This is a genomic window from Psychrobacter halodurans (genome assembly GCF_017498075.1).
In the GTDB taxonomy this organism is placed as follows: domain Bacteria; phylum Pseudomonadota; class Gammaproteobacteria; order Pseudomonadales; family Moraxellaceae; genus Psychrobacter; species Psychrobacter celer.
In genome coordinates this window covers 163,669-182,098 of sequence record NZ_JAGBKN010000001.1, presented here as the reverse complement: position 1 = coordinate 182,098, position 18,430 = coordinate 163,669, and the positions used below count along the sequence as shown (strand labels likewise).

The following is an 18,430-nucleotide window of genomic DNA, read 5'->3' as shown; positions in this document are numbered from 1 at the left end:
ATTAGTTGCCTCTAGAGATGCCATGGCGAGTGATACGGATCACTTCATCAGATAGCTTCTTGGCATTATCGGTACCGATGGCTTTAAACAGTAGCTTTAGTAGCCCAACCTTAATGTCTTTTTCCATCTGTGACGGGTTTAAGGAGTTGACTGCTACCGCTTTATCGACGACGTCATCAATAGCGTAAGCGAAGCTGACGAGTGTGTCCTTGTCTAGGCCGTTTTCTTCTAGAAGACTTGGATCAAATAGGTGCTTGAACAGTCCATAATAGGCTTGTGCATGCTTGTTATGCTTACCTGACTCATCGATAAACTCATTAGGAACATCAGGCACTTTACGAGCTTTGACGTCTTGCTCAAAGCCTGCGAACATCATGTACTGCTTGACTGGTGCATCAAACATGGCTTTGGCGTCCTCAATGGCTTTTTTTAGCAGCTTGGAGAAGTGCTCTTGCGCATGAGGGTCGTCAGCCAAATCCTCTTCAATCATTTTAGTGACGCGGCTGGTGATCTTGTCCGTTTGGTTACGTGCCTCATCATCACTCAGCGCTTCAGGCTTAATGTTTTTGCCCATATTGCCGACTAGGTAAGCGCCTTTTGGCTCTCTGACTTCTATACCTGCGATATGCTTGTTGAGCAGGCTACGAATATCATCCTCAAACTCATCAAAATTGATGGTCTCATTGGCATCTTCACGCGCCTGTTTACGTAGCTGCACAAAGGCTTTTAAGTCCTTTTTATAACGCTCTCGCTTACCCTCAAAAAAGCTGTCTTCAAAGTAGGAAGCCGATTGTAATGCGACTTTCATCACATTAGCAAACTCAGTTAACGCGGCATAAAAATCATCACGCTTCTTTAGGTGCGTATCGACGAACGTGCCCTCTCGCTCTTCTATTTTAGGCGATAACGACTGACGCAGGGCATTGCCATCTTGTTTGTTGGTCACATCAGAGAAAATACCCCAGACCTTTTTGTGTAGCATGGGCAGTCTTTTGTACTCAGAGTCCATGGCATGGTACATACCCGCTAAGTCTTCAATGTCAAAGCCACCTTGGGTACGTTCCGCTAGATCTTGGTATTTTTCAATCGTGGTATCGAGTTCCTTTAGGATGCCACGATAATCAATCAAATAACCGAACTGCTTTTTGTTATGCAAGCGGTTAACGCGAGCAATGGCTTGAATCAAGTTATGACTCTTTAGGGGTTTGTCGATATACAGCACGGTGTTTTTTGGTTCATCAAAGCCAGTTAACAGCTTATCCACCACGATCATAATATCTGGACCAGCATCCTCACCAAAAGCATCGATGATGTCCTTGGTATATTGCGTATCGTCCATACCATATTTGGGCGCGACGTTATCCTGCCACCAGTTTTGTACGATGTCTTTACTCTCGGCATCGACGACTTCATGACCTTCACGGGTGTCAGGTGGTGACATAGCCACGACTGAGCTGACCTTACCAATGGCATCTAAGGCTTGCTTGTAGCGAATGGCAGACACTTTAGAATCACAAGCCAGCTGACCTTTTAAGCCTTGCTGCTTGAAGTTCTGGAAGTGGTCGGAGATGTCATGGGCGATGAGTTCTATACGGCCTTCAACTTGATAGACTTGGCCTTTTTTAGAAAACTTACGTTTAAGATCTGCTTTTTGCTCACTGGTGAGCTTTTGGGTGATACGCTCAAACCATTTATCGATTGCGACATCGTTGGTGTTCAGCTCAGGGATGCGCTCTTCGTAGAGTAGGGGCGTGACCGTTTTATCGGCTACCGCTTGCTGCATGGTGTAGGAGTGAATGATGGTGCCAAATTTGTTTTCGGTCTTATCGTCTTTAAGTAGTGGTGTACCCGTAAAGGCGATAAAGGCGGCATTGGGCAGTGCTTGCTGCATACGAATGTTATTCTCACCGTTTTGGCTACGGTGCCCTTCATCGACCAAGACAATGATATTCTCACTGGGATTATAAAACTCATCGTACTGCGCCGCTGCACCAAACTTATTGATGATAGAAAACACAATACGCTCGTTACTCTTGCCGATCTTTTTGGCTAGGTCACGCCCAGAGAGCGCTTTGGCAAGGCGACGGTCTTTATCACTCAGCGCACCAGCTGAGATAAAGGTACGGGCGATCTGGTTTTCCAAGTCTATTCGGTCGGTCACGACAAACACACGGCATTTGGCAAGATCCTCAAGCCAAATCAGCGCTTTGGATAAAAATACCATGGTAAAGGACTTACCACTACCTGTGGTATGCCAAATCACGCCACCCTCACGGCTTCCTTGCTCGTCAAAATGGCTGATGCGCTTAACTAAGGCTTTGATGCCGAAGACTTGCTGATAGCGCGCCACGATCTTGCCTGCCTTACTATCAAATAGGGTGTAGTAGCGGGTCATATCGAGCAGTCGGTCGGGACGCAATAAGCTGATAATCAAACGGTCTTGATCGGTAACGACAAGCTTGCCAGCATCAAGCAGCGATTGATATTCACGTTTATCAAAAGCGCTACGCTGTGCAAACAAATGGTCGATTTGAGGATCATCTAAGCGCTGATTCTTTAATTGATGGAACTCAGGCTCGCTGATTTCTTCTTCAATCCACTTAGACCAGAACTTCTCAGGGGTGCCGCAAGTACCGTACAAGCCTTCATGACCATTGATAGCAAGCAGCAGCTGACTGTAGGCAAATAGATGCGGAATGTACTTCTGCCCTTGATTGCGGATGTGCTGTGATATAGCTTGGCTATTGGTGGATCGATGGGGATTATTTGAGTGTGGGCGTTTGGCTTCTATGACTACTAGCGGTAGCCCATTTACAAAGCAGACGATATCGGGGATGACGTTACCAGTGGCGTCGGTATTTTGCACGACCATCTCTTCGGTCACGTGATAGGCATTGTTTTCGATATTTTGCCAGTCGATGAGCTGAATAGTCGGCGAGGCTTTTTTGCCATCGATAAATTCGGTGACGCTGATGCCATAGAGTAGGGCGTCATATAGTTTCTCATTAGCACGGGTGAGTCCTAGGTTCATCGCAGGATTTAGCTCGCTGATGATCTTGTCGATACCAGCGTCAGATAGATGATGCTGCTGACCTTCAAAGGGGAAGGTTTGAGTGGTTAAAAACTCACGCAGTATAGGCAATAGCATCACTTGATTGGTGCTATTGGTTGGTATCTGTAGACTTGAGCTTTTAGGACTGCGTAGCTGTAAGGACTCTTGTGGGGAGAGATAGCGATAGCCTAAATTCATCAGTAGGGTAAGGGCGGGAATTTTGGCGCTGAATTCCTCGGCGAAATTAATACTGTTAGTCATCTAACCACCCTCGTAATATGTTGATAACCACAGGTGTAAAGGCTTCAAGCTTGCCATCTTGTGGCTGTGCTAAATCATTAATAACCATTTGAATCAAGTCGCTATCATCTATGACGTCATCAGGATCAACGCCTCCTCCTAATAGCAAGGCTTGTACAAACTGACTCCTTTGTTCAATCAAAGACTTATTATCTAAGTTCAAAACACGAATAGTCTCTTTGGCATCATCAGTTAGACCCGTCACTCTACCACTGAGCTTAAACACTAAGTCCGTCTCACACTCAGCGTCAAAAGGCGTTAGCGGCAGTGGTTGAGATCCATGGGCATCATCGCACTGATTGGGCGTTGTGCAGCTGGCAACGATATTGGTGTAATCAAGGCTTCTGTTTGGAGCAGTTTTTCTTGCTTCAACATGCTCATTCATCGTGTCACGACTGTCACCAGAGATTGGCTTGCAGCAATAAGCACACAAATAAAACTGCTCTGTGGTACAGGCCAAACGGATATCCTGTCTTATCTCAGATGTCAGATCGCTATAATTGCCTTGTTTATGACGACGCTTAAACTGACGCAAGCTTGTTGGCTCAAAACCTGCCTGCTTATCTATTTTTCGCAAGCTGTAGCTCCTTTTTACGAAGCAGTAATCTTGCTTTGGCAAGCCCCATATTGCCTGCTGGCAGCTCGCACTCTAGTGTTTGCATAAGCGCCTTGGCGTCATCGACGTCGCCATCTTGAATGGCATCTAATAAATCATTAAGCTGATCATTAATATCGGGGTTACGGACGTCTGTGTCCATCGCCTCAAGTAATACAGTATTGACGTCTGCACCATATAAAGGCGGCAAGGCACCAATCTCACCATCATCTAATAGATAGACTAAGATGTCTTTTTGATCACTGATGACCAAAGGCGAATGGGTACTTAGGACGATCTGACAATTGGGGAAAGTAGCGGTAAAGCGTGGTACAAGATTACGCTGCCAACTGGGGTGCAAGTGCATGTCCACTTCATCGATTAAGATGATACCATCGCCTTGTAGCGGATCATCCAAGTCAGGATTCATCATCGCCAAACGCCGAGCAATATCACCCACCAATGCCATGAGCGATTTCTCACCTTGCGAGAGTTGCATCACATTCAAGGATTGACCATTTTTATCGACTGCCATATGCAATCGCGGTTTACGCTGTACGCGGATATTGCTGAGATCAGGCATAAACGCGCTAATGGCAGTTCTAACAGCGGTTAGTTGTTTGTCTTCAATTCGACTGTCATTTATCTTATCTATATTTTTAAAATTTTCACGAAAAGTCGTTACTTCTTCAATGAATTTCGTCAACTCTTTTAAATTATTAATTCTTTCTTCAGTACTTAAATTTTCATCTTGACGCTTTCTTAACTCCTCCGCTTTTTTCTTATATATCTCTGTCAGCTCTTCTTGTCGTTTAACTTCTTGTATCTGTTCAGACCAAGAGTTTTCGCGATACCTGAGCCGCTCCTCATTCTCAATATCTTCGCGCTCACGGAACCATTCAAAAAACCGCCGAAAGTCCACACCTTGATTGAGCGCACTATCGTAGCCGTCTATTTGGTCAAAATTATGCTTATTTCTGATCTTTAGGGGAATATCTAAAACTGAACGCTCAACAGGGTAGTAAGCGATCAGTGGCAGACTGGCATTGTCATTATCGGTAAGCTGCTGCCGATAGCTGTCTACCAGTTTATTGAGCTGACTCAAAGCGCTAGATTTGTCGCTCTTGCGACCCTTACGTGCTTTGGCAAGTGTCCACTCATAGAGTGACAGCTCGCTATCATTGCTGCTCTGAGCCTGATCGGATAGCTGTAATGTGATGCTAGCGGCGGGTGCATTATCGAGGATAGACAGTTCATTAATCGTATTGCCGCTGCCTTTTTCATTTCGCAAGCGCGCGACAAACCAGCTGAGCGATGTTGCCAGTGCCTCGAGTATCGAGGTCTTGCCAGCACCATTGTTACCAATGAATATCGTGACGTTTGAAGGATGCTCAGCCGTGGGCGCAACATCAATCTCAAGGCTGTCAAAGCGTCCTAGATGATTGAGCGTGAGTTTTTTTATGTCCATGAGTGTGTCCAGTCGCTTTTTTTGTACTTTATAAGAACCCTTGTGGCTTGTCAGTATAACAGTCTGTTATTGTTTGTCGCTTTAAGTCGCCTATCCAAATAACAATAACATCCTGCACACACCGCACCGCTGATACCGACTGCCAAGCTGATCCAGATAGAAAGCCAAGTATTATGATCAAACATGAGTGGTATCAGCCCATACAAAAAACCGCTGATCATGGCAAGGGATAAACTCAGTTTACCTATTTTTTGTAAAATGACGAGGTAAATAAAAAATACCACATAGGCCAAGGTGTAATAAACATAAAAGGTCACTATAGTTCCTGCCAATAGAGTTATAACTATCCTGATATTTTCAAACAGCGTGGCATATCCCCAAAGCACGGTATCAAATGTAAAGATAGTATAAGCCAACGCCAAAAACACCGCGCCTACTAAGGGCGGTACAAAAAACTTGAGTGGCCATGCCAGCACTATGCGGTATCCCCATCAACCACCACCCGTTTCTTACCCGTCAACAACACCTGCATCAGCGCCTTTTTCTCTTGCTGCAAATCAGCCAATTGCCGCTCAAGTAGTTCAATCTCTTTATCAGCATTGGTTAACAAGGTGGCGATTCTTTGTTGTTCTTCGAATGGAGGGCAAAGTATCTTTAAGCTTCCTACATCCGATGAATTAATTGCTGGATAATTGGAACCAACAACCAAAGCATTTATCTGACCTGTTAGATGATGACTAAATAAATAATGATAAACATAGTCACTTGATACATCTTTTTTAGCAGATAAAACCGCAAAGCCAGTTGAAGCCACAAGCCCATCGTGCTCTTTTCTAGCTTTAGCAAATCCTTTTAAGTTGGGACGAACTGTTGCTAGTAGTAAATCATTTTCTTTTACTATTCTTCTTGCGCGAGAAGGAGCAGAACTAAAAACGTGACGCTCTAATGATTTTGATATTGTGCCAGTTGAAACATCTGACAGAGAAATATACTCAAACTCATAATCTTCAGGTGTATTTTTCCCTAAAGATTTTTTATCAACATTAACTAATTCACTTAATCGATGTTGATTAAACTCACCCTCAAACCGCTTACCATTCTCATCAAGCAAACGCTTTTTACCGGTCAATAACTGCTGCATCAAGGATTTTTTCTGCTGTTTGCTGTTATCAATCAAACGCCCAGTGACATTAATCGCTTTATCCCAAGTGGTTAGGATTTTGGCGATTTTTTGTTGTTCGGGGAGAGGTGGTGTAGGAACTAAAATCTCTTTAATAATAGTAGAGCTGAGATTTTTTTGCCCTCCACTATTAGCTAAATGACGAATTCTTTTATATTGAGATGCCAAAAGCTGATAATAGAAATCCACATTAAAATTATCTTTTAATTGAATAGCGGCACATGCTTGATTAGTTGAAGCTTCAATACCAAGTTTTGCAACTTGACCACGTGTTTTACCTTGTCCGTACATTGCCATTAGTATGGTATCTTTTGAGTAAAGCTTAGCAGATGAGTTATCTAAACCTTCTTTAGTTATCTTCTGTTCAGTATCAATTATTGTTTGATAATTGACTTCCGCAGTTGTAACCCAAGGTATAGTTCCGTTTTCCCAGTAACTAGGCTGGCTACGGCTAGGCGTACCTCCAGAAGAAATAGTTGCAATATCTTGTAAGGATTTAACCTTCCATCCATTAGGCACCATAACCAAGCTCCTTAAGATAACCATCCATCTCAGTCTCTAAGCTGGCAAGCTCAGCTTTCAATGCCAAACGCTGCTCACGCACCGCCACAAGGTCAATCTCTGCCTCAGGCTCAAAGGTATCGACATAACGAGGAATATTGAGGTTAAAGTCGTTTTCCTTGATCTCATCAAGACTGGCAACATAGGCATATTTATCGACAAACTCACGGTTTTTATAAGTCTCAATGATTTTTGCCAAATTCTCATCCGTCAGCTTGTTTTGATTCGAGCCTGATTCAAATTCACGACTGGCATCGATAAACAGTACCGTATCGTCAGCTTTGTTTTTCTTAAATACCAATATCGCCGCCGGAATCCCCGTCCCAAAGAACAGCTTTTCTGGTAAGCCAATCACCGTATCAAGCAGGTTCTCTTCAATCAACTGCTGACGGATTTTACCTTCACTAGACGCACGGAACAGCACGCCATGCGGCACCACCACACCCATACGACCTGTGTCGTTCTTAAGCGTTTCAATCATGTGGGTGATAAAGGCATAGTCGCCTTTAGTCTTCGGCGGTATGCCGCGATGAAAGCGACCGTGTGGATCATCGCTGGCATCGCCATGACCCCATTTGCTTAAAGAAAACGGCGGATTGGCGGTTACCACATCGAAGCGCAGTAGCGAGCCTTTATCATCAAGCAGCAGCGGATGACGCAAGGTATCGCCCCATTCGATACGGTGGTTATCCTCACCATGAAGGAACATATTCATCTTTGCCAGTGCCCACGTCGAGCCAATCGCCTCTTGCCCAAACAGCTCGTAATTCTTTGTGCCTGAGTTTTTACGTGCCATCGCCCCGCACTTAATCAGTAGCGAACCTGACCCGCAAGCAGGATCGCAGATCGCATCACCTTCGACAGGATTTAAGATAGTCGCAAGTAGGGTAGACACCTCAGGCGGGGTATAGAACTCGCCCGCACTAGCGCCCGCATCAGCCGCGAAGTGCTTGATCAGATACTCATAGGCATTACCAATCACATCCAAGCTACCGACCCGTGACGGGCTGAGGTTCATCACCTCTTTACCGTAGTCCTCTAATAAATGCCGCAGTAGCTCGTTTTTCTTCTTCTCATTCCCCAAGCGATCGGTGTTAAAGCTAATGTCTTGAAAGACGTTTTTCAGCTTATTGCCATTGGCTTCTTCAATCGCATGCAGCGCCTCATCGATACGCTGACCGTTGCCAGGCTGATGACGCAGCTCGTATAAATCCCAAAAGCTGGCACCATCGGGCAACACAAAGCGCTGGTTGCTCATCAGCTCTTTGACCAAATCGGCATCGCCATACTCGTCCATCAGGCTGTTGTATTCGTCACGGTACACGTCCGATAGATACTTCAAAAACAGCATGGTCAAAATAAAGTCTTTATAAGTATCGGCGCTGATCACACCGCGAAAGGTGTCACAGGCGTTCCAAACCGCTTTGTTGATCTCAGCTTGACTGATAGGGGAGATAGGAGTTGCAGCCATGTCAGGATGTTTCCTTAAATGAGTCTATGATTTATAGTTGTAGGAACTGATAGTTATCGTGTTATTGGTTTAATGCATCTTGCGCACTATATTAGTTTACTGACACGCTTTAGTCTATCGCCATTGTATCAGTGTCCGACATTGAGCGTCGCATGGATAAAGAGGTTTTCTGACTTAACGTATAGGGAGGGGAGGAGCGTCATTCTAAGAAGGCTGCTTAAAAAATAACAGACACAAAAAAACCGCAGACCATAGTTGGTTTGCGGTTTTTTTGTACTGCTATAATGGTACCCGGAGCCGGACTTGAACCGGCACGCTATTGCTAGCGAGGGATTTTAAATCCCTTGTGTCTACCAATTTCACCACCCGGGCAAAACTTGTGTTATCTATACATTAAAAAGCGTTGATAGTGCTTTTCGCTGGTGAGATAAGTGGTCGCTATTATAAGCGGTTATGCTGATAATGCAAGCCTAAATTAACATGACGTTAATAAATAATTGGAGGCTGGAGTCGGAATCGAACCGGCGTTAACGGAGTTGCAGTCCGCTGCATGACCACTCTGCCATCCAGCCAATCAAGGTGGACTATATTAGCAAAAATAATTTAAATTACAAGTCATTTTTTGGCTAAAAATAGCTTATTTGTTCACTTGTGCTGATTTTAGTGCTTTTTTATGAGTTTTTTTTGCGTATTCAGGCTCATCAGCGAGCCGGACTCACTGATGAGAGTACTGATCATTGAGTGTGTACTTTTATAATATCTCTTCGTTATTACGTTTGGCTCGTTTGATATCGCGATAAGTTGCGGTACAAATCAATACCAGCACGCCGAGCGTAATGGCTGGCCAAATTAAAATATATAAGCCGTAGATAAAGACGTTGTCCATGATATCTCCTTATAGTATTTATGAAGGGTTGCTTGTGCAGTTGGCCACATATTGACCAACTGCCAAACCCGCAAGCGGTGCTTGCTACCTGTTTTTATGAAAGCTCACCTGTTTTTATGAAAGCTCAGAGGTCGATGCTTTGGCTTTTTTATCATAATCGCCGACACGTTGATTGATTAAAGCAAAATCAAAGTGTTCATCACCCATGAGGCTAACGATGATACAAACGATGGTGCTGGCACCATAGGCCGTTAGTGAGGCCAGTAGTACCATGTACTGACGTAAGAAGCCTGTGGCAAAAATGAGCATCAGTATCAGCGTGATCGCTGCCGCTACCATGCCGATTTTACGACCCAAAAAGCCAAAGACCATCAGTCCAATCACGACTGCGGCGCCCACACTGGCCAGTATTTCAAAGAAAAGGGCAGTAAAGCCTGTCATCGGTAGCAGCTCAAAGCGCACCACACAGAATAGCAGCAGGCCGATGATGACCGCCGAGGTAAAGGCGGCATTGGTCACGCGGTTCCAAAACACACTGGCGATGACCGGGAAAACAATCGCGCCCCACAGCGCCCCTACAAAGACTAACATCACCAAGATATCTAGCTTAAAGCTGGCAAAGATCAGTCCGGCAGCGGTGGCGATAATCATCGTGCTACGACCAACGAGCATCATCGTTTTGGGCTTGACGCGGCCTTTGGCAATGTTTTTGCCATACACATCCGCCATCATAATGGTCGATAATGCCGACAAATCCGAGTCGGCTGTCGATGATAGTGAGCCAATGACCAAGATAAAGAACAAGGCGATAAATACAGGGTGCAAGTAAGTGCTGACCATCTGCGGGATGAGGTTATTCATATTGCCATCTAGTGGCTCGATACCGATGGTCAAAGCCATCAATCCGATCATACCAAGACCGATGACGATACCAGCATAGCCGACTGTGGCGGTAATAAAGGTCTGTTTAATCTTAGTCTTATCGATCGCAAACAAGCGCTGAGTGATGGTTTGGTTACCAATCGCATAAGCAAGTACAGCGACAAAATAGGGCGCCCCTTGCTGAAAAAACGCTTCGGATGAAAAGAAATCCTGCTGTTCAAGCGTGAGGTTAGAGAGGCCATCGACCATGACTTGTGGTCCACCCATCGCAAACAGTACCGCTGGAATAATGACAATACCGATGGCCATCAAAGCGACCAATTGCGCAAAGTCTGTAAAGACGGAAGCGCGAAACCCTGAGGTTAAGGTATAGCTTAGCACCCCGATACCTGCAATCATGACCCCTGTCTGAAACGATAATGGCGATAATACCGACACCAATGCCCCAGCCGCAGTAAAGTTGACCATCAAGCTAATTAAGCTGCCCATAAGGTTGGATATGGCTAAAATTAATTGGCTTGATGAGCCATGGCGGGCGTGGATAAGCTCACCTAAGGTATGACCATCGGGCGCAAGCTCACGAAAGCGCATACCAAAAGGATAGATGAATAAGATCATCAGCGCGCCCCAAAAGCCGTAATGTATCGGCCCTGACACGCCATACTTGTAGCCAGAGGTCGCCGCGGCATAAAATGATGCGGCCCAAATCCAAGTAGCGGTCATACTAGCAGCACCCATGCCAAAGCCGACACCGTGGCCTGCTACCATAAATCCTGAAGTGGTTTCTTTGTCTTTTTTGATCAGCAATGACAACAAATACGTGCCGCCATAAAACGCTAACAACAATAAAATAATGGTTAACGATGAAAATTGGAACAGTGACTCAGTTTTCAAATTCATACCTCGCGATTATTTTACATAAATAAAAGTTTAATAGTATAACTTTATCCAAAACTGTTAAGAATATAATAAAGCCCATAAAATTCTTATGTAGAGGCATCACACAGTGCTAACAGTTGGCCGTCATAAAAAGCGGTCAGCGCCGATCCAAATGCAGCGCGCTGGCGCACTTGGTGTTTTAAGAGTAGATCCTGCAACCTGTAAATGACAACTGCCCATCGACATCATGCCGGTTACTCACTGTTGTACGTCATTTGAAAAAATCACATGCAACAGTGAGCCACGTCTCACAAAAATCGCAGGGCAGTCATCAGCATGCGTCTATTGATGGATAGTCCATCACGCTGTCAAGTGGTCATACTTGATAGTAGCTGGCTGCTATAGAGCGCTGACAAGGCAGGTATCTACAGCAAAATTATGGATAAGCACTCAGCCATCTGCTGATGACGGTGCTAAGTGTAGACAGCTTTATCGGCTAATATTATGTATAGCCGGCTGAAATACACCCAAGCATGAGCGAATTTTTGCCCATGATTAGGTAATTGACGCATTACCTGTAGTTAAGGTATCAAACACGCTATAGCCCTGATGCGTCGCACCATAGGCTCGGTATTTATAAATAAAACTACAGCTATGTTAACTATGTGTAACATACTCGTGCGCTAAGGGTACCCTATTCTGCCGTGAAGCTCAAATCTATCGGTCAGTTATTTATCATCAATGACCAAAAGGCAGAGACAGACCTCAAGAAAAATGGCATTGACAAATAGGGCTTATGAAAAGGTGTTTGTGAGGGTGTCAATAAGGCTAACGTATTGAATGGTGGCAGTATTAAATGCTCAATGTGAGGGTATCAAAGTAAATGAATCGGTGATAATGACAGGATTTAGAAAATGTGGTTAGGCAATACTTATCAAATACCCGTGTAGTAGGTGACTCTATTGTCACGCAAAAACCCAGCCAGCCCTAGACCATAGCGCTGGGCGACCCGTACGGCGGTACTGGTGGGCGCAGACATGCCAACGAGCCAAGGGATACGCCCACGAATCGATTTTTGTACCAGCTCGATAGACAAGCGTGAGGTCATCAGCACACAGTCTGCCTCTCGCTTGTTGCGCAGCTGCCAGCCAATCAGTTTGTCTAGCGCGTTGTGGCGGCCAACATCTTCAAACAAATACAGCTGCTGGTCATGCAGGGTCGCTGCAGCGTGTACCGCTCCTGTCAGCTGATGGGTATGCTGCATGGCAGTGATTTGCTGGCGCATATCCAATAAATAATCCAGACGCGGGCAGGCTGCCCGAATTAGTTGGCTATCTTGCGTATAAGCGCTTAAATCAGGTAGGGCTTGTGTCAGCCCCGTGATACCGCACATACCGCAGCCCGTTCGTCCCGCCAGTTGTCGCTTTTGGGCTTGGATGCGCTGATGGCAGCGTTGGTTTAGCACTAGCTCTACTACATAAATATCGTAATCTTGCAGTGATATTAAGCTTTGCTCAAATGCTTCAGATTCAAGACTCTCATTCATAGGGTTTTTTACATGCGAATCTTGCCTAAATGAATCTTGCGTAAACTTTTGATAACTTGCGATATCTTTAAGCTGGGTAACTTCCCAATCAAGCAGCTCATGACTGTGCTGAATTAAGCCTTCACTAAATAAAAATCCAACAGCTAAATATTCTAGCTGATGAGGACTTGCCATTAATACCGCATAGTGAATACCGTTAATAACGATAGCGACAGCTGCTTCCACTGCCAAGTCCGCCGATTGCTCTTCACTGTGAAGCTGAGACTTATCCATTTGTCCGGTATTGTCTGGCATACGGCTATTGGCAAAGGTAGGATTATCGGGCAGATAACAATGCTTTTTCGCACAGTGGCTACGGGCGAGTGGGGCGGTGGTAGGCGATCTCGTAGAGACAGGCAGGGTGTTTGTTAGCGGATAGCTTCGCTCATTATTACTATCAGGCATGGGGTTGCTTTTGCTTATCATGATGACTCAACACGCTTTATTGCCATGACAGATCGTCTGGCTGTTTTGGAATAACAATCGATATGGAAAACACACCCATACGGCGCTATGCTAAGCGCCTTTATGGGACACGGCCTACGCTGACAATTTATGCTGACAGTACAGGGTCAGATAATCGCGCGGCTGTGGCAACACGCTGCAAAACCACCGTTGTCGATTTGTAGGCAGGTATGTGCGAGTCTGGCGCATGGGTATCCAAATCAAACAGGTCGTTACATTCAGGATAATAGGCGGCGACGGCATTGGCGGCGATATCCATCTCAGTCAATATGAGCGGCCCTAGTACGCGCGGCTTGTTTTTATGCGCTGTGTGGCTTGAGCTGGCGTGCCGCGATACCATCACCTGATCTCCTTTTTGCCAGCCTAGGCGGCTTATCTCGTCTGGATGCATAAATAGCACGTCGCGGCGGTTGGTCTGGCGATAGCGATCGTTATAGCCAAAAATCATGGTATTAAATTGATCATGGCTACGTACACTGGTCAATTGCCAGATTTTTTGTTCGATATTTTGGTCGCTGTCATTGCCAGAGGGGTTTAAGCCATCATTTAAGGCAGCGGCGGTGTTGGCCATTTGGGCTGCGACATAAGTGATGGGGTATTTCGGCACGATAAACTGTGCTTTACCACTGTCTGTATTCCACACGCGGTGGCGCGCTGGATGGTATAAATGAAAACCGCGCTCGGCTGCCCGAATGTGCGTGTTGAAGTTCTCAAAGCCGTCAATCGCTTGGGCGATATAGTCGCGAATGAGATCGAAGTCGGTACTCATCGCTTGCCAAGGAATGTCGGTATCAGTCTTGAGCACATGCGTGGCGATATCGGCGACGATCTGCGCCTCGGATTTGAGCGCGTCGCTGACGGGTGTTAGGGTGCCTTGCGTCGGGACAATCTGACACATAGAGTCTTCGATGGTGGCAAACTGCTCACCTTTGGCCGTCACGATACGCTCAGTACGCCCTAGACAAGGCAGTATTAGGTTGTGCGCCCCGGGGTAGAGCATGGTTTCATTGAGCTTGGTGCCCACAAATATATTGAGCTGTGTGGTGGTGAGTGCTTGCTCGATAGCGCTGGTATCGGGGGCGGCCACGGCATAGTTACCGCCCATACTCATAAAGACTTTTAGCTTACCGGCGATCAATGCTTTGGCACCTGTCACCACATCAAAGCCTGCTGCTTGCGGCATTGGGCGCTTAAAGACGCGCGCTAGGCTGTCGAGTAGCTTTTGCGCTGGGCGCTCATGGATACCCATGGTGCGATCGCCTTGTACATTAGAGTGTCCACGCACAGGAGATGCGCCTGCGCCCTCAATGCCAATCATACCCATCAATAATAATAGGTTGGTAATCATTGCTACATTGTCATCGCCTTGTACATGCTGAGTGATGCCCATGCCCCATGTGCAAATGGTCGCTGGACTATCGGCGACCAACTTAGCAAGCCTGATAATCTCTGTCTGAGCGATACCGCAGCCTTGCTCGATATCCGTCCATGATTGCTCGGTCAGCCATTGTTTTAATGGCTCGAACCCTGAGGTATGCGTTGTAATAAAATCGGTATTAATTTTATTATTCTCAATCAGCCATTTGGCAATGCCGGTCAGTAGCGCCGCATCGCCGCCGATTTGGATTTGCACGACTTCATCGACCATGGTGTCGCTTTGGCCTGCTGCCATATGCGTGGGTTTTTGTGGGTTTCGAAACTTACTCAAGCCTTGCTCGCGCATGGGGTTTATCGAGAGGATTTGGCAGCCTTGCTCATGGGCATGAGCGAGCATCTCGAGCATGCGCGGATGGTTGGTGGCAGGGTTTTGACCAAACATCAATATGAGCTTGGCTTGCTCAAAATCCTCTAGCATGACTGTCGCTTTGCCGACGCCCAGCTGTTTACCGAGCATCACTGAGGTTGGCTCGTGACACATGTTTGAGCAATCTGGTAAATTATTGGTACCAAAACAGCGTACAAACAATTGATACATAAAGGCTGGCTCGTTGGTTACACGGCCTGAGGTATAAAATAGCGCCTCGTCTGGCGAATCAAGCTGTGCTAACTGTTCTGCAATACGCTTATAAGCGGCTTCCCAAGAAATCGGTACATAGCGATCTTGTGCGGCGTCGTAATATAAAGGTTCTGATAAGCGCCCACTATGCTCAAGCTCATAGCCCGACCAGCCTTGCAGCTCGGTGACGGTATGCCGCGCAAAAAATTGTGCATCCGCCTTTTTCGTCATGGTTTCGCTGGCGATGACTTTGATGCCGTTTTCGCAGACGTCGATGCGCTTATGTGACTTATGGTCTGGCCACGCGCAGCCTGGGCAGTCAAATCCACCTTGAGGCTGATTGCTTTTTAGGACGCTGACACTACCGCGTAAAAAGGTTTGATAATCCATCAGTTTGCGTGTCGAGGAGATCAGCGCAGGCCAACCGGCAGCAGGGTGGGAGTAAACAGGAATTTTGCGCATGACAGACCTCATCGATAAATGGCGGCATAATGGTGGTATCTCATCACTATATAATGCCCGCTGTACCGTGTGTAGCAGTAGTAACCATAGATAACAAAAAACCTTTAAGAAAAGCGCGTTTTCTTAAAGGTCTGCTTTGTTAGAGTGGTTTTATTAACAGCTAAGAACAACCACAGAAAACACCGCGTTTAGGACGATCAGTAGCGCGCGTCTTTGGGTTTTTTACCACTGGGCCAGTCATTGACCTTGCCTGCAAAATCAGGGCGCGGCTGATGGGTAAAGAAATGCGCCACGTCGACAGCATCTTGATCGCTTAGGACATTGCCGTGGCCCCATAGCCCTTTGGTCTGAATGCCCATGGGCATGTTGTATTTAATAAAGGCGGCAGCCTTATAGGTGCGAGCCATGCCTGCGCCGATATTAAAGGACTCGTCGCCCCATAATGGCGGAAAGACGATGTCACCGCGACTGTCTTTGAGCCCTTCGCCATTGTCGCCATGGCAAGTCGCGCATTGTGCCTGATAGATTTGCTCGCCGCGTATAGGGTCCGGTGTCAATGAGGTATCGACAGCGCCTGCGTTTTTGATATCGACTTTGTGCTCTTTTGGCGTGTTTTGTGACAGCCATTTCATATAAGCCATCATCGCCTGCATCTCAGGTGACTCACGGTCTAAGGGTTTGCCATTCATTGAGCGCTGAAAACAGCCATTGATACGGGCTTCTAAATCGACTTCTTTGCCAGCGCGCGGCATCACCCGTGGGTAGGTGTTATAGCTGTTGATATAGGGGTCGCCGAGTGGGACTTTGCCTTGTGATATATGGCAGCTATTACAGTTCATCTGCGCGCCGACGTGCTCTGGTAGCAGGCGCTTGGTTTCGTTGAGGAGCCGTTTGCCATAAAATATTTCCTCAGCATTTGGCTCATATAAGATGGCAGTGTCTTGCGGTAGGATATATGTGCCGATGTCTTCGTTGGCATCGTCGGCTGTGACCGTGTTAAATTCAGGCGCATTGCGCTCAGCAGGGGCAGGGTTGGAGCAGCCACTGAAGGCGCCTATACTGATGACACCTAAGACGGCATAAACCGCGGCGCGCGGCCATGTGAATAGTAAATGGGTCATTGGTTTGCTCCTTTTTCTGCAGCGTCAATGCTTAGGTCTGGGGCGATATCGGTACTGGTTTTTGGTTTTTTGGCGAGAAAAGCGCGCATTTTTACTACGTCATTGACGTCGATTTTGGGCGCTTGGTTGGTCCAGCTGTTGCGGACATAGTTGACCACCTCGGCCACATCCGCATCGCTTAAGTTAGAAAACTCAGGCATGGTAAATGCCATACGGTCATAAGGGGTCTTGGGCATCCGGCCGCCGCTTAAGGTGATTTGCAAGACGGAGTCCGCGTTTTTAGAATACACCGCGCTATTACCATCAAGGGCGGGGAAGATACGCGCCACACCTTGACCATCGGCGCGGTGGCACACTTGACAATACTCTGCGTAGAGGATTGCACCGCGTGAGTCATAGTTGCCATCTAGCAGTTTTTGCGTGGTGGTGTCTGCTTTATTCGGCAGGGTTTCTTCTTTGTTTGGTGCAGGGCTTAGGGTTTTGAGGTAGGACGACATGGCGTTGATATCGTCGTCAGTCATGTATTGGGTGCTGTGCTCGACCACTTCGGCCATGGCACCAAAGGCAGCAGTGGTGTCGGTACGGCCAGTTTTAAAGAAGTCGTTTAACTCTGCCACTGTCCACGTGCCAAGTCCGCGATGCTCGCCGCGTATGCTTTTGGCACGCCAGCCATCGATGACCGCGCCGCTTAGATATTTGTTGGAGTCTGCGTTACTGAGCGCGACCTCTTGAAAGCCGATACCGCGGCTAGTGTGACAAGAACCGCAATGTCCAGGGCCTTCGATTAAATACTGACCACGGGTTAAGAGCGCATCGTCCGTTTCAGGGACAAATTCACGCTTGTGATCAAATAACACCTGCCAGTAGGCTAAGGGCCAGCGCCAATTGGCCACTGGTGGTAGCTCGCTCTTTAGGTTGGCTTGCTGAACGGGTTTGACATCAGACATAAAAAACGCATACATTGCGGCCACGTCCTCATCTGGCATCAGCTGATAAGACGGGTAGGGCATCGCAGGATACAAGGCTTTGTTATCACGGCGTACCCCGTGTTTGACCGCATTTTTGAAATCATCAAAACTATAATTGCCAATGCCCGTGTCTTTGTCGGGGGTGATGTTGGTGGAGTAAATCGCCCCAAGTGGCGTCAGCATAGGCAAGCCGCCTGCATAAGTCTCGCCGTCAAGCGTCGTATGACAAGCGACACAGTCTGCGGTACGGGCGATGTACGCGCCTTTTTTGATCAAGGCCGGGTCGGTAATATCGATCTCGACATTGCTCGTGCTGGTGCGCATATTTGGTAGTAATTGTCCAATAATAAAGGCAATGACCAGCCCGATAATACCGATGATCAAGATAATCAGTGGCCACTTTTTGTTTTTCATCCGTCCACCCTCCATAAGATAGCTGTGTCCAGCACACCGTTCCCTAGGATTGCATACGGTGTGCATGACGATTTAAAGGTCATACTATGATGATTGAGTATAGGGCAGGCGCGGCAATGGCGATATTGTGGAAAACCACATTATA

11 protein-coding genes and 2 tRNA genes are annotated in these 18,430 nt (G+C 46.7%); all 13 read right to left on the bottom strand.

What is annotated here, in order from left to right; translation table 11 throughout:
* Position 1: 1 nt before the first annotated feature.
* The 13 genes from J3491_RS00715 to J3491_RS00660 all read right to left on the bottom strand — a co-directional run bounded on the left by J3491_RS00715 (position 2) and on the right by J3491_RS00660 (position 18,285).
* Positions 2-3,313: a type I restriction endonuclease subunit R gene (locus tag J3491_RS00715; RefSeq protein ID WP_207968865.1), complete on the bottom strand. Its 3,312-nt coding sequence runs from the start codon at positions 3,311-3,313 to the stop codon at positions 2-4.
* Entirely contained in the window at positions 3,306-3,929 is a 624-nt protein-coding gene (locus tag J3491_RS00710; protein ID WP_243455997.1) for an HNH endonuclease family protein, read from the bottom strand. The genes J3491_RS00715 and J3491_RS00710 overlap by 8 nt, the downstream gene beginning before the upstream one ends.
* On the bottom strand, positions 3,913-5,415 hold the full coding sequence (locus J3491_RS00705; RefSeq protein ID WP_207968864.1) for an AAA family ATPase: 1,503 nt from the start codon (positions 5,413-5,415) through the stop codon (positions 3,913-3,915). The genes J3491_RS00710 and J3491_RS00705 overlap by 17 nt, the downstream gene beginning before the upstream one ends.
* 475 nt (positions 5,416-5,890) lie before the next feature.
* Positions 5,891-7,117, bottom strand: coding sequence for a restriction endonuclease subunit S (locus J3491_RS00700; protein ID WP_207968863.1), 1,227 nt, complete (start codon positions 7,115-7,117; stop codon positions 5,891-5,893).
* Entirely contained in the window at positions 7,107-8,627 is a 1,521-nt protein-coding gene (locus J3491_RS00695) for a type I restriction-modification system subunit M (protein ID WP_207968862.1), read from the bottom strand. The genes J3491_RS00700 and J3491_RS00695 overlap by 11 nt, the downstream gene beginning before the upstream one ends.
* A gap of 285 nt (positions 8,628-8,912) precedes the next feature.
* Positions 8,913-8,999 (bottom strand) — tRNA-Leu (locus tag J3491_RS00690).
* 126 nt (positions 9,000-9,125) lie between these two features.
* Positions 9,126-9,199, bottom strand: a tRNA-Cys gene (locus tag J3491_RS00685).
* A gap of 179 nt (positions 9,200-9,378) precedes the next feature.
* Positions 9,379-9,513 carry a putative transporter small subunit gene (locus J3491_RS11965; protein ID WP_208855952.1) on the bottom strand — a complete coding sequence of 45 codons (135 nt, stop codon included), beginning with the start codon at positions 9,511-9,513 and terminating at the stop codon, positions 9,379-9,381.
* A gap of 114 nt (positions 9,514-9,627) precedes the next feature.
* Positions 9,628-11,295, bottom strand: a complete 1,668-nt coding sequence (locus J3491_RS00680; protein WP_243455995.1) for a sodium:solute symporter family protein — start codon at positions 11,293-11,295, stop codon at positions 9,628-9,630.
* A 913-nt stretch (positions 11,296-12,208) separates the two neighbouring features.
* Positions 12,209-13,264 (bottom strand): formate dehydrogenase accessory sulfurtransferase FdhD, encoded by a 1,056-nt coding sequence (gene fdhD / locus J3491_RS00675; protein WP_207968861.1) that lies wholly within the window; start codon positions 13,262-13,264, stop codon positions 12,209-12,211.
* Positions 13,265-13,412: 148 nt separating this feature from the next.
* A complete protein-coding gene (locus J3491_RS00670; RefSeq protein WP_207968860.1) occupies positions 13,413-15,782 on the bottom strand; it encodes an FdhF/YdeP family oxidoreductase in 2,370 nt (789 codons plus the stop codon).
* Positions 15,783-15,979: 197 nt separating this feature from the next.
* Positions 15,980-16,903: a c-type cytochrome gene (locus J3491_RS00665; protein WP_207968859.1), complete on the bottom strand. Its 924-nt coding sequence runs from the start codon at positions 16,901-16,903 to the stop codon at positions 15,980-15,982.
* Positions 16,900-18,285, bottom strand: coding sequence for a cytochrome c (locus J3491_RS00660; RefSeq protein WP_243455994.1), 1,386 nt, complete (start codon positions 18,283-18,285; stop codon positions 16,900-16,902). The genes J3491_RS00665 and J3491_RS00660 overlap by 4 nt, the downstream gene beginning before the upstream one ends.
* Positions 18,286-18,430: the final 145 nt, after the last annotated feature.